The sequence below is a fragment of the Klebsiella sp. X1-16S-Nf21 genome (genome assembly GCF_002837615.1).
GTDB lineage: Bacteria > Pseudomonadota > Gammaproteobacteria > Enterobacterales > Enterobacteriaceae > Klebsiella > Klebsiella variicola.
This window is the reverse complement of sequence record NZ_PJDK01000011.1, coordinates 61,603-74,637: the sequence shown is the minus strand read 5'-3', so window position 1 is coordinate 74,637 and position 13,035 is coordinate 61,603. Positions and strand designations below refer to the sequence as shown.

Genomic DNA, 13,035 nt, shown 5'->3' with positions numbered 1-13,035 from the left:
CCCTATCGTGATGGCCTCACTGTAGAGCGGCTATGTGGGGGGAATTTGAAGCTATGTGAAGGGACGGTGAAGTCGCAGCGTGGCGACCACGCCGCCTTCGGGCCGATTGTGCAGATTGATATCGCCGTGATGCAGGCGCGCGACTTCACGAACGAACGCCAGTCCCAGGCCGCTGCTCTTATGGCCGTCTTCGCGCGGTAGCGAGTAGAATCGCTCAAAGATTCGTTCCAGGGCATAGTCCGGAATACCGCACCCGTTGTCGATAACGCTCAATTGCACCTCTTCATTTCGCTTCTCCGCAGCCAGGGCGATCTCGCCGCCCTTGGGGGTAAAGTCAATCGCGTTGTCGAGCAGATTACCCAGCGCCTGGGCCAGCAGCTCGCCATCGCCATTGACCAGCATCCCACTCTCCCGCCAGCGCAGGGTGATAGCTTTCGCCGCCAGAGCGATGTCACGCTCCTCCGTCAGCCGTTGGTATAGCGCATCTATCGACACCGGCTGCGGCTTTATCTCCAGCCGGCTTTCCAGTCGCGCCTGGTGGAGCAGCCGCTCCACCAGCAGTTGCATCCGGGTGTTTTGCGCGAGGATATTATCAGTAAACCGCGCCGCCACAGCAGGCGGCGGCCCTTCGCGCAGGATCTCCGCCGCGCCGCGGATGGCCGCCAGCGGGCTTTTCAGTTCATGGGTCAGGTCATAGACATAGTTTTCGATGGCATTCTTACCTTCGAGCTTTACCCGCATGCTCTCCAGGGCCTGGGCCAGCTTGCGCAATTCGCTGCTGCCAACCTCCGGCAGCGGCAGCGGGCGCTCAGCGGTCACCGAGTCCGCATAGCGCACCAGCTTGCCGATAGAGAAATTGATCCACCAGACGACGCCGACGCCAATCAACAACGCAATGCCCAGCAGGGCGCCGCCGGCCCAGAGGATCCGCCGTTCGCTGCGCTTGATGACCGGCGTCATCGCCAGGTTGGGTTTACCGACGCTCAACACCCCGATAATCCGCCCCTTATCCATCACTGGCGCGGCGATATACATGACTGAGCTGGTTTCATCATGCGGATCGCTGCGCGTACTACGCGCGCCGTACTGGCCGCGCAGGGTGAGCCAAACATCATTCCAGCGCGAATAGTCCTGCCCTGTCGCCTGTCCGCTGGAGTCAAACACCACCTTGCCCCTGGCATCGGTCAGATAGACACGGTACTCATTACGCACCTTTTTAATTCCGCCAATATGGGCGTTGATCGGCTGCTGGTTGAGCCGTTGAAAGGCCTGAGCCAGCCTGCCCTGCTGCGGATTTGCCGCCAGCAGGTCCTCACGCGCCAGCGCCGCCAGCAGCGTGGCGGTATCGTTGAGGGTCCCCTCCGTCGCCCCGCGCACGCCTGGCTTCACTTCCTGGACAAAGATCGACAGCACAAACCACGCGGCGATAGCGACGATAAGAAAATAGCCCAGCAGCAGGCGCATGCCGATACGCATCAGCCACGCCCCAGGCTGTAGCCCATGCCGCGATGGGTATTGATCGGCGTAACCTCGGGATTCACGGCCCGCAGCTTGGCGCGCAGGGTTTTGATATGGGTATCGACGGTACGGTCGAGGCTTTCCCAGGCATCGCTCCACACCAGCTCCATCAATTGCTGACGGGAGAAGACGCGACCAGGCGCGTGAAGCAGGGTTTTCAACAGCAGGAATTCGTAGCGCGTCAGGTTCAGCGGCTGGCCGAACCAGCTTATCGACGCCGCCTGCTCATCGAGCACAAACTCGCCGACGCGCACCACCGGCGAAGGCGCGGCAAACTTCTGCAGTCGCCGCAGCACGGTTCGCACCCGCGCGCAGACTTCGCGCGGCGAAAACGGCTTGGCGATATAATCGTCAGCGCCGATTTCCAGCCCCAGCAGCTTATCGACCTCGTCGCTCCGCGCCGTCAGAAACAGCACCGGCAGCGCCGGATAACGCGTCAGCATGCGCCGACAGAGCTCAAAGCCGCTGATATCCGGCAAGCCGACGTCAAGGATGGCGACATCGGGCGCCTGATGCGCCGCCGCCTCCAGCGCGGGCAACCCGCGGCCAAAGACGGTGACCTGGAAGCCCTCCTGCTGCAGCGGGTAAACCAGGGTATCAGCGATACTCTGTTCATCCTCGACTAACCAAATCCGTGGCTGCTGCATGCGCGCTCCCGTTTATTTATTCCATGGCATGATCGGCACGGCGCTGATGGCGTTCTTCGGCGAGCCATCAACCACTTTATCCGAGTAGGTCAGATAGACCAGCGCATTGCGCTTGGCATCATAGAAGCGCACGACCTGCAGTTTTTTAAACACCAGCGAGGTGCGCTTCTGGAACACCACGTCACCCTGGCTTTTGCCGTTTTTGATTTTGTCCGTCAGCTCAATCGGCCCGACCTGCTGGCAGGAGATGGCCGCGTCGGAGGTATCTTCCGCCAGCCCCAACCCGCCTTTGATCCCGCCGGTTTTCGCCCGGCTGATATAGCAGGTCACGTTCTGCACATCCGGATCGTCAAAGGCTTCGACGACAATTTTGTGATCCGGCCCTAACCATTTGAAGACCGTATCCACGGAACCAATCTGCTCCGCCTGAGCCATCTGGCAGCCGGCCAGCAGCAGCAGGCCCATCGCAAACTTCTTGTATTTCATATTGTTACCATTATTAAAAAATATAGCTGAGTGATTATCACGCACTTAGCAGAAAAGGTTTATAGATCACAGCTTTACAAAATTATCGTTCAGCTCCACTGACCTTCCGCATTTAAAAGCAAAAAAAACACTGAATGCTAAAACATCAAAAAATGCTATTATCCGCTACTTTAATATCAGGCACCTGTGTTTAAGGATGGGGACATTTTATGGATCAAGCAGGGATTATTCGCGATCTCCTTAGCTGGCTGGAAGGTCACCTGGATCAGCCGCTTTCTCTGGACAATGTGGCGGCGAAGGCAGGTTATTCCAAGTGGCATTTACAGCGAATGTTTAAGGATGTCACCGGCCATGCCATCGGTGCCTATATTCGCGCGCGCCGGTTATCGAAATCTGCTGTCGCATTACGTCTAACCGCCCGTCCAATCCTTGATATTGCGCTTCAATACCGTTTCGACTCCCAGCAGACCTTCACCCGGGCATTTAAAAAGCAGTTCTCGCTGACGCCGGCGCTCTACCGCCGCTCCCCGGACTGGAGCTCGTTCGGTATGCGTCCGCCGCTGCGTCTTGGCGAATTCACGCTGCCAAAACATGAATTTGTCGCCCTGCCCACCACTCAGTTGCTCGGCGTCACCCAGAGCTATACCTGTAAGCTCGAGGAAATCTCCGATTTCCGCAACCAGATGCGCGTCCAGTTCTGGCGGGACTTCCTCGGCAATTCGCCGTCGATCCCTCCGGTGCTCTACGGGCTGCATGAGCCGCGTCCGAGCCTGGAGAAAGACGATGAGCAGGAAGTGTTCTATACCACCGCGTTGACGCCGGAGATGGCTAATGGTCATCTGCAGAACGCCCACCCGGTCACCCTGGAGGGCGGCGAGTATGTCATGTTCACGTATGAAGGACTGGGCACCGGCCTGCAGGAATTCATCCTGACGGTCTACGGTACCTGCATGCCGATGCTAAACCTGACCCGTCGCAAGGGGCTGGATATTGAACGCTTCTACCCTGAAGATGAAAACCGGGATCAGGCTACGCCGATTCAGTTACGCTGCGAGTATCTGATCCCGATTCGTCGTTAACGCTGCAGCTCGTCCATCGCGGGGGCGTCAAGATGCGAGACGTCGCCCGCCGTTTCCACCACCCAGCCGGAAGCCAGCCACGGGCTTTGCTGATAGTCAACGCGCGAGATAGAGCAGTTGCGCAGTCGCAAACGACGCTCAGCGTATGCCGGCAGCCCTAAAATCGTGCTTACCAGGCAGCCCAGCGCAATCCCATGACTCACCAGCAGCGGTCGGCTACCGGCCGGTAATTCCAGACAGGATGCCAGCGCCGCATGCATCCGCTCGCTGAGCTCCTGCATCGATTCGCCCTGCGGAATACGGCCATCCGGCGTGCCGTTGACCAGCTGGCGACGCCAGCCCTCTTCTTCGTCGCTGAGCGAGTCGATATGGCGCTTCTCCAGCACCCCCATATCCAGCTCGCGCAGACGCGCATCGGCGATCACGCTGCAGCCGCAGGCTTCGGCGATAATCTCTGCTGTGCGGCGGGTTCGTCCCAGATCGCTGGTAATAATATGGGTGATCCCCAGCGTTCTGGCGCGCTCGCCAACCTGCCAGGCCTGGCGCTCACCGTGTGCGGTCAGCGGGCTATCGGACTGACCCTGAATACGTCGCTCGGCGTTCCACTGCGTTTCACCGTGGCGAACAAGGTATACCTGTAACATGCTTTTTTTCCGTTCTGGACTCGTTATCAACCGGGTTTGGGCATTACCGCCTGCCCTGAGGGTGATTTAGAGTATACTGCGATGACGTTAGTTTATTCTGAGTTGTTTTGATTATGCACCATGTTGTCTCAGCGACCACTAATCCCGCCAAAATTCAGGCAATTCTGCAGGCTTTTAACGAGATTTTCGGCGAAGGATCCTGCCATATTGAGTCCGTCTCCGTCGAGAGCGGCGTGCCGGAACAGCCCTTCGGCAGCGAGGAAACGCGCGCTGGCGCACGAAATCGCGTCGCCAATGCGCGTCTTGTCCAACCCAGTGCCGATTTCTGGGTGGCCATTGAGGCCGGTATCGACGATGGCAGCACCTTTAGCTGGGTGGTCATTGAAAGCGCTGATCGGCGCGGAGAAGCGCGCTCAGCCACACTGCCGTTACCTGAGGTAATTCTTGAGCAGGTTCGCGCTGGTGAAGCCCTGGGACCGGTCATGTCGCAGTATACCGGCATCGACCAGATCGGTCGTAAAGAGGGAGCGATTGGGGTTTTCACCGGTGGAAAATTAACCCGCAGCAGCGTTTACCATCAGGCGGTCGTGCTGGCGTTAAGCCCGTTTCATAACGCTATTTATCGCTAGTCAGCAGCGTCTGTTCCAGCCACTGACGCAGTTCGGCCGGCGCTGATTTCAGGCTGTTCGACCCGCGGGTAATGGTCGCAATCCCGGCGCCGAGCTCATTTTTCAGCTCGCGCTGGCTCATCTCGCCGCGCAGCAGCTCTTCAATAATGCGCACCCGGGTGCCCAGCGCTTCGCGCTCGTCGGGGGTCAGCATCAGCTGCAGCAATGGCAGATGCAGATCCTCAGCATAGGCCTGCTGTAACAGCGCCACAAAGCGCAGCCACTCCTGATGACGTTGTTCGGCAACGGCCGCGGAATAAGGAGATTGTTGGGTCATATCGCGCCACCATATTGAGACGGGCAGCTTACGCTGCCCGTCGAATGTACTCTTCAACGAGTACAAAGCATAACATACTTCCCGGCGATCAGTAACGCTGCCGCCACTCCGCATCGCTGAAGAGCTTATCCTGCTGCCCCATAAAGTAACGATAGTAGGCATCATAGGAGAGGACATTCTTCACGTAGCCGCGGGTTTCCGAGAACGGAATACTCTCGACAAACGCCACCGCATCGATCCGTCCGGCGCTGTTCCCCTGCCAGGTACGAACCCGGCCCGGCCCGGCGTTATAGGCCGCCGAGGCATAGATACGGTTATTGCCGAACTGCTGGTAGACATACTGCAGATAGCTGGTGCCGATGTTGATGTTGGTTTCCGGATCCAACAGCTGCGACGGGCCGCTGTAGCCGGGAATGCTGAACATGCTGACGGTATGCGTCGCGGTGCCCGGCATAATCTGCATCAGTCCGCTGGCACCAACCGGCGAGCGCACTTTCGGGTTCCAGGCACTCTCCTGGCGGGCAATCGCCATCGCATAGCTCTGCGGGATATCTTTGCCACTGATGTAACGCGCGAACAGATCGTTATACGCCAGCGGGAAGCGCTCCTCCAGCTGATCCCACAGTTTGCCGGCGATCGTCGCCTGCACGCTCAGATCCCACCAGTGCTGATCAAAAGCGTAACGCGCCAGCTGCGCCTGCTGGGATTTGGTTCGGCTGGTGACGAGGTTCGCCCATTCGGTGCGCGCGGTGTTATCCATATTCCAGTACATCAGCTCGCGTACCCGCGCCATCTCCGGACCGGAAGCCAGCGCCGGATCGATCGTTCCCGAGACTTTATCGATGCGGAAGGTATACTCCTCGCCAAGTCGCTGCGCAGCGACCATCGGATAGAAGCCTCGCTGTTGCATCAACGAGCGAAGGATCGCCTGCGCCTCCTCGTCCCTACCGCGCTCCAGAAGCAGATCCGCTTGCCAGTAGCGCCATTCGTCTTTCTCTTTCGCCTCCATCGGCAGGCGCGCCAGCCAGGTGTTCAGACCATGGCGATCGCCCGTCCCCAGCGCCATCCGCACGCGCCGCTCCACCAGCGGCGTGGACTGTGAGCGCATGATCGCGTCATCGCGCCAGATAGCCTGCTCTTCGGTTACATCGGTACCCATCAGGCGCCAGGCGACAATATCACGTAGCTCCTGAGTCTGATCCTCATTGAGCTGCTGAGCCTGCACCAGCGAAGGGATCATCAGGCGGGCATTTTCCACATCCTGACGGGCGACGCTGGCGAAGGCGACGGCGGCCATCTGGCGGGTAAAGTCCGTCGCCCCGGTGGTGCGGGCGAAGGTCAGAACACTATTTGGATCGTTAGCCAGGGCGACGACGGCGGAAGCGATGCTCTGATAGTTGCCGGGCATTTGCTGAGCCAGCGATTTGACCAGCCCGATATTGCCGGCCTTCATCGCCAGGCGGATCCGTTCGAGATAGGCCAGCGGATCCTGCTGTCCGGAGTCGCGCCAGGCGCTGAACAGCGGCTCACAGGCGCCAGGCTGGTTCTTGCCCGTCAGCCACAGGTCTTTCGCCCCGCTCCAGGCTTCCTGCGACTGCCCCACGCTCAGCTTGGCGTAGTAATAGTTGCACTGTGCCTCGGTGCTGGTCGGCTTATCGGGACTAAACGCCAGTAGGCCGCGCCAGTCGCTGCGCCGGGCCAGCTCATTCACGAAGCGCGAACGTAATGAACGCGCCGGGGGCAGCGTCGGATTGGCGTCAATAAAGTTTTTCACCACCAGCGCCGGCTGGTTCATCAGATCGTCGGTGATCTGCCGGTACTGCAAATAGGGGTACAGGGGATAGGTGCTTAACGTGGGCATCAGCTGGTCGACTACATCCATCTGCCGGTTATCCCACGCCTGCTTAATTTGTGCGTAGCGGTTGCGCTGTTCATCCAGTGAATCCGCATGCGCCAGCTGACTCAACGTCAACAGACCAACGCTGGCAGCCAAAAGACGCCACGCCATTTTTTTGGCTTTTTCCACAAGCTCTTCCTCTTTCCGGTGCATTTTCGCAGCATCGTGCCGCTTAAAAGCCCCCGCCGGTTCGGCAGGCAGCTTTACTTATGCTAATCAGACAACGCTAAACGCGCCATGTCCTGGACATTTTTTTACGCTTCTGTGAATCCTGTCGCCTCGCTGGGATTAGCGCGCGAAAAAGGCTACACTTCGGCTTTGAACTATCTATCAAAATAGAAAGAGGCGAAGTCCAACGTGGCTCAATTCGTTTATACCATGCATCGTGTCGGCAAAGTGGTTCCGCCGAAACGTCATATTTTGAAAAATATCTCCCTCAGCTTCTTCCCTGGCGCGAAAATCGGTGTGCTCGGTCTGAACGGCGCCGGTAAGTCTACCCTGCTGCGCATCATGGCCGGTATCGACACCGAGATCGAAGGTGAAGCACGTCCGCAGCCTGGCATCAAAATCGGCTACCTGCCGCAGGAGCCGCAGCTCAACCCGGAGCACACCGTGCGCGAGTCCGTTGAAGAAGCGGTCGCCGAAGTGGTTAACGCGCTGAAGGGTCTGGACGAAGTGTATGCCAAATACGCCGAGCCGGATGCGGACTTCGATAAGCTTGCCGCCCAGCAAGGCAAGTTCGAAGAGATTATCCAGGCGCACGACGGCCACAACCTGAACGTGCAGCTGGAGCGCGCGGCCGATGCCCTGCGCCTGCCGGACTGGGATGCGAAAATCGCGAATCTTTCCGGTGGTGAACGCCGCCGCGTCGCGCTGTGCCGCCTGCTGCTGGAAAAACCAGATATGCTGCTGCTCGACGAACCGACTAACCACCTGGACGCCGAGTCCGTCGCCTGGCTGGAACGCTTCCTGCACGATTTCGAAGGCACCGTGGTGGCGATTACCCACGACCGTTACTTCCTCGATAACGTCGCCGGCTGGATCCTCGAACTTGACCGCGGCGAAGGTATTCCGTGGGAAGGCAACTACTCCTCCTGGCTGGAGCAGAAAGATCAGCGTCTGGCGCAGGAAGCTTCTCAGGAAGCGGCGCGTCGTAAATCCATCGAGAAAGAGCTCGAGTGGGTTCGCCAGGGCGCGAAAGGCCGTCAGTCTAAGGGCAAAGCCCGTCTGGCGCGCTTTGAAGAGCTTAACAACGTCGAATACCAGAAACGCAACGAGACTAACGAACTGTTCATTCCGCCAGGCGCGCGTCTGGGCGATAAAGTTCTGGAAGTCAGCCATCTGCGCAAATCCTACGGCGACCGCGTGCTGATTGACGATCTGAGCTTCTCGGTACCGAAAGGCGCTATCGTCGGCATCATCGGTCCGAACGGCGCGGGTAAATCCACCCTGTTCCGTATGATGTCCGGCCAGGAGCAGCCAGATTCCGGCACCATCACCCTGGGTGAAACCGTTAAGCTGGCCTCCGTCGATCAGTTCCGCGACGCGATGGACAACAGCAAGACCGTGTGGGAAGAAGTATCCGGCGGCCTGGATATCATGAAGATCGGCAACACCGAGATGCCGAGCCGCGCCTACGTGGGCCGCTTTAACTTCAAAGGCGTCGACCAGGGTAAACGCGTTGGCGAGCTGTCCGGCGGTGAGCGTGGTCGTCTGCACCTGGCGAAACTGCTGCAGGTCGGCGGTAACGTCCTGCTGCTCGATGAACCAACCAACGATCTGGATATCGAAACCCTGCGCGCGCTGGAAAACGCCCTGCTGGAGTTCCCGGGCTGCGCGATGGTTATCTCGCACGACCGCTGGTTCCTTGACCGTATTGCCACCCACATTCTGGATTACCAGGATGAAGGTAAGGTTGAGTTCTTCGAAGGTAACTTTACCGAATACGAAGAGTATAAGAAACGCACCCTCGGCGCCGACGCGCTGGAGCCGAAGCGAATCAAGTACAAGCGTATCGCGAAATAAAACGCAAAAAGGCAACTTCGGTTGCCTTTTTTATTGTTTGCTCCCTCTCCCACCGGGAGAGGGTTGGGGTGAGGGCAACAGCCCGCAGAGCCCCTACCCCTGCTCGCCCATCAGCTGTTTCACCAGCTCAACGCAGCGCAGGAACCGGGCATCGTAGTCCGACTCCTTAACATGGACAAACTCGATCTCGTTCTCTTTCAGCAGCGACACCAGCAGCGACTGAAACTCTTTACGATCCACCGAACTCCCAAGGCTGCGTAACCCATCGGCCACCCACGGGGTATTGTTCTCCAGCAGGATCACCAGGTCGAAACGGTATTCATCAATCAGCGCCTGCACGAACGGGTGCTCACGCCCCTCGTACTTCAGGCAGAAGGCCTGAGTGCTGACGAAGTCGGTATCGATAAACGCCACCTTGTTGGCGTATTTCACTGCAAAATCAATATACTGCGCATGTCCGAGGGCAATTTTATCGTAATCCGAATACTGGAGCGCCATCTCATCGCCGCCAAGATGCGAAAAGACATAATCCCGACCATACTCCCAGGCGCTGGTGGTATTGAAGATATTGGCGAGCTTATTGACCAGCGTCGATTTACCGCTCGACTCGCCGCCGAGGATCGCCACCGTCCGCACAAAGAACGGTTTCACTTCCGTCGGAATATATTCCCAGTAGCGGAACGGGTTCTCGCGGATCTGCCCGCCGCTAATATTCATAAAGGTCCGCTTAGGATCGATAAGCACCGTCTCGATCCCCAGATGCTCAAGGTACTGCGGCGCATCGGCCTCTTCCGAGGTATAGATCCGGTTCGGCTCGATCCCTTTTTCACTCATAAAAGCGCGGATCCCATGGCTCCAGACGTCCCAGCCATGCGGATAGGGCTCCATCCCCTCTTCATTGAAGGCGTGGATGCGAATATTCTTCTGATATTTAAAGGTCTGCAGCAGCCAGCGCAGGCGGTCAGGCACCGTCGGCTGCTGCGACATGGCGCTCTCTTCAAACAGCTCGCGGTCGCGGGTATCGTCATAGCCCATGATGATATGTAGCTCATCGACCTGGCTACAGGCGCGCTGTATCAGATAGATATGCCCGGTATGCAGCGGGTAAAACTTACCAAACACCACGCCGACGCTTTTCTGCCGGCGGGGAAACTCCAGCCCGAGGAAACGATGCAGCGCTTCAAGCTTCTGCGCGCTCGGGCTTTTGATTTTGGCATTCAGCAGCTGGCTGAGATACCCCTTGGTCATTCCGCTGGCTTCCGCCACCTGCTGCAGGGTACAACCTTTCTGCTTAATGGCGCTTTTTAAATAGTCAAATGACGACATCGCTAATCTCCTTTTAACTTATTATAAGTCGTCAAAAACGCTTAGCGCGTCTGAAAGCTTTTTCACACCAAAGATTTGCATGCCTTCCGGTACTTTTTTCGGCACATTGGCCGCCGGGACGATGGCGCGGCGGAAACCATGCTTCGCCGCTTCGGATATACGCTCCTGACCGCTCGGCACCGGGCGAATTTCCCCGGCCAGCCCGACTTCGCCAAAGACCACCAGATCCTGCGGCAGCGGGCGATCGCGCAGGCTGGAAACCATCGCCAGCAGCAGCGCCAGGTCAGCGCTGGTTTCGGTGACCTTCACCCCGCCAACCACGTTGACGAAGACGTCCTGATCGGCCATCTGCAGGCCGCCGTGACGATGCAGCACCGCCAGCAGGATCGCCAGACGGTTCTGTTCCAGCCCCACCGCCACGCGGCGCGGGTTGGACATCATCGAGTGATCCACCAGCGCCTGGATCTCCACCAGCAGCGGGCGGGTCCCTTCCCAGACCACCATCACCGAACTGCCGGAGGTGATTTCATCTCCCCGGCTAAGGAAGATAGCGGAGGGGTTGCTGACTTCGCGCAGGCCCTGCTCGGTCATGGCGAAAACGCCGAGTTCATTGACCGCGCCAAAGCGGTTTTTGTGGCTACGTAACGTGCGGAAACGGGAATCGGCATCCCCGTCCAGCAGCACCGAGCAGTCGATACAGTGCTCCAGCACCTTCGGACCGGCCAGCGAGCCATCTTTGGTGACGTGGCCGACCATCACAATCGCCACGCCGCGAGTTTTAGCAAAGCGCGTCAAATAAGCCGCGGTTTCACGTACCTGGGCGACACTGCCCGGCGACGACTGCACGTCGGCCATATGCATCACCTGGATGGAGTCGATCACCATCAGCTGCGGCTTTTCTTCATCGGCGATCTGACAGATCTGCTCAATGCTGGTTTCCGAGAGCATGTTCAGGTTGGCCGTCGGCAACCCGAGACGATGGGCGCGCATCGCCACCTGTTGCAGGGACTCCTCCCCGGTGACGTACAGGGTTTTCATCCCCTCCGCAAGTTTGCAGAGGGTTTGCAGCAGCAGCGTCGATTTCCCGGCGCCGGGGTTGCCGCCAATCAGGATCGCGCTGCCCGGCACTACGCCGCCGCCCAGCACGCGGTCAAACTCTTTAAAGCCGGTGGAGAAACGCGGCAGCGCCTCCAGGCTGATATCTGACAGCTTCTGCACCTTCGACACGCCGGCGTTACCGGCATAGCCTGAAAGACGCTCGTTTCTCGCCACCTGCGGCGACGCGGCGATGCGCATCTCGGTGATGGTGTTCCAGGCATGGCAGGCGCTGCACTGCCCCTGCCAGCGCGGATAATCCGCACCACATTCATTACAGACAAATGCGCGTTTTGGAGCTTTCGCCACGTTTACCTCTTACTTTTGGTTCATGCTGCCCGAGAGAATACAGAATACCCCCATCAGGTCAGCGTGGCGGATAGTTACTTCCGCCTGTTCATTCACTTTAGGCTTCGCGTGATAGGCGATGCCGAGGCCTGCCGCCTTAATCATCGGCAGGTCGTTGGCGCCGTCACCGATAGCCACGGTTTGCGCCGTTGGGATCTCATACTTTTCCGCCAGCTTGCGCAGCGTATTGGCTTTATATTTCGCATCGACGATATCGCCGAGCACGTTGCCGGTGAGCTTGCCGTCGCGGATCTCCAGTTCATTGGCGAACACCGCGTCGAGATGTAGCTTGTCGCGCAGGTACTCCGCAAAGAAGGTGAAGCCGCCGGAGGCGATCGCCACTTTCCAGCCTAACGTTTCCAGCTTGAGCACCAGCTGTGCCAGGCCCGGCATCAGCGGCAGCGCGTCGCGCACCTGCAGCAAAATAGTGGCATCCGCATCTTTCAGTGTCGCCACGCGCTGGCGCAGGCTGGCGGTGAAGTCCAGCTCCCCACGCATCGCCCGCTCGGTCACTTCCGAGACCAGCTCGCCGGTGCCGGCCAGTTTCGCAATCTCATCGATGCATTCGATCTGGATCGCCGTGGAGTCCATGTCCATCACCAGCAGGCCCGGGGTGCGCAGATGGGGGATTTTACCCAATGGCGCGACGTCCAGCCCCGCCTCATGCGCCAGTCGCGTCGCACGGGGAGTCAGCGAACCGGCCAGGCGGATCACCTGGTAATCCTCGACCACCCAGGAGGCAACGATCACTAACGCGGCGCCCAGCTCGCGCTGCCAGTCCGTCAGACGGCGCTTATTCAGACCGCGACCATACAGCAGCCAGCCGCTGCGCCCGGCGTGATAATCCAGCGGCATGACCTCATCGCCGCTCAGGGAAAGCGGCAACCCAGGCCACAGGGAAACGTCTTCAGGCAGGTCGCACCAGGTCAAACTGTTAGGCATTACGGCTCCACATCTCTTCATTCAGGCGAGGAAAATAACGCATGAGGCTACCTTGTAACCAGCGCTTCTGGCAACATTAAGCT

Annotated in this window: 12 protein-coding genes; 3 read left to right on the top strand and 9 right to left on the bottom strand. The window is 58.7% G+C overall.

Going from position 1 to position 13,035, the window contains the following annotated elements; translation table 11 throughout:
* Positions 1-51 precede the first annotated feature (51 nt).
* The 3 genes from creC to creA are packed head-to-tail and all read right to left on the bottom strand — an operon-like array spanning position 52 to position 2,651.
* Complete coding sequence (gene creC, locus CW267_RS07710; RefSeq protein ID WP_100781478.1) at positions 52-1,476, bottom strand: two-component system sensor histidine kinase CreC; 1,425 nt, start codon at positions 1,474-1,476, stop codon at positions 52-54.
* Positions 1,476-2,165: a two-component system response regulator CreB gene (creB, locus tag CW267_RS07705; protein ID WP_008807513.1), complete on the bottom strand. Its 690-nt coding sequence runs from the start codon at positions 2,163-2,165 to the stop codon at positions 1,476-1,478. The genes creC and creB overlap by 1 nt, the downstream gene beginning before the upstream one ends.
* Before the next feature lie 12 nt (positions 2,166-2,177).
* Positions 2,178-2,651, bottom strand: a complete 474-nt coding sequence (creA, locus tag CW267_RS07700) for a protein CreA (protein ID WP_012542917.1) — start codon at positions 2,649-2,651, stop codon at positions 2,178-2,180.
* Positions 2,652-2,860: 209 nt separating this feature from the next.
* Between creA and robA the strand changes: the two genes are divergently transcribed.
* Positions 2,861-3,730, top strand: a complete 870-nt coding sequence (robA, locus tag CW267_RS07695; RefSeq protein ID WP_008807515.1) for an MDR efflux pump AcrAB transcriptional activator RobA — start codon at positions 2,861-2,863, stop codon at positions 3,728-3,730.
* On the opposite strand, the gene gpmB is transcribed toward robA, so the two are convergent.
* Positions 3,727-4,374, bottom strand: coding sequence for a 2,3-diphosphoglycerate-dependent phosphoglycerate mutase GpmB (gene gpmB, locus CW267_RS07690; protein WP_008807516.1), 648 nt, complete (start codon positions 4,372-4,374; stop codon positions 3,727-3,729). The genes robA and gpmB overlap by 4 nt on opposite strands.
* Before the next feature lie 113 nt (positions 4,375-4,487).
* On the opposite strand from gpmB, the gene yjjX reads away from it, so the two are divergent.
* Positions 4,488-5,003 (top strand): inosine/xanthosine triphosphatase, encoded by a 516-nt coding sequence (gene yjjX / locus CW267_RS07685; protein ID WP_008807517.1) that lies wholly within the window; start codon positions 4,488-4,490, stop codon positions 5,001-5,003.
* On the opposite strand, the gene trpR is transcribed toward yjjX, so the two are convergent.
* Together trpR and sltY are read right to left on the bottom strand one after the other, a co-directional pair.
* Positions 4,990-5,319 (bottom strand): trp operon repressor, encoded by a 330-nt coding sequence (gene trpR / locus CW267_RS07680; protein WP_012542918.1) that lies wholly within the window; start codon positions 5,317-5,319, stop codon positions 4,990-4,992. The genes yjjX and trpR overlap by 14 nt on opposite strands.
* An 88-nt stretch (positions 5,320-5,407) precedes the next feature.
* On the bottom strand, positions 5,408-7,345 hold the full coding sequence (sltY, locus tag CW267_RS07675; RefSeq protein WP_086892916.1) for a murein transglycosylase: 1,938 nt from the start codon (positions 7,343-7,345) through the stop codon (positions 5,408-5,410).
* Between the two features lie 228 nt (positions 7,346-7,573).
* Here sltY and ettA point away from each other — a divergent pair, with 228 nt between their 5' ends.
* The gene (gene ettA, locus CW267_RS07665) at positions 7,574-9,241 is read left to right on the top strand and encodes an energy-dependent translational throttle protein EttA (protein ID WP_012968984.1); all 1,668 of its coding nucleotides are present in this window, start codon (positions 7,574-7,576) and stop codon (positions 9,239-9,241) included.
* 93 nt (positions 9,242-9,334) lie between these two features.
* Here the strand turns inward: ettA and nadR are convergent, their stop codons facing one another.
* Genes nadR through serB form a run of 3 tightly spaced genes read right to left on the bottom strand, consistent with a single transcriptional unit; the run spans position 9,335 to position 12,952 of the window.
* Positions 9,335-10,567, bottom strand: coding sequence for a multifunctional transcriptional regulator/nicotinamide-nucleotide adenylyltransferase/ribosylnicotinamide kinase NadR (nadR, locus tag CW267_RS07660; protein WP_002887802.1), 1,233 nt, complete (start codon positions 10,565-10,567; stop codon positions 9,335-9,337).
* A 21-nt stretch (positions 10,568-10,588) separates the two neighbouring features.
* A complete protein-coding gene (gene radA, locus CW267_RS07655) occupies positions 10,589-11,971 on the bottom strand; it encodes a DNA repair protein RadA (RefSeq protein ID WP_002887800.1) in 1,383 nt (460 codons plus the stop codon).
* A 9-nt stretch (positions 11,972-11,980) separates the two neighbouring features.
* Positions 11,981-12,952 carry a phosphoserine phosphatase gene (gene serB / locus CW267_RS07650; protein ID WP_012542919.1) on the bottom strand — a complete coding sequence of 324 codons (972 nt, stop codon included), beginning with the start codon at positions 12,950-12,952 and terminating at the stop codon, positions 11,981-11,983.
* Positions 12,953-13,035 lie beyond the last annotated feature (83 nt).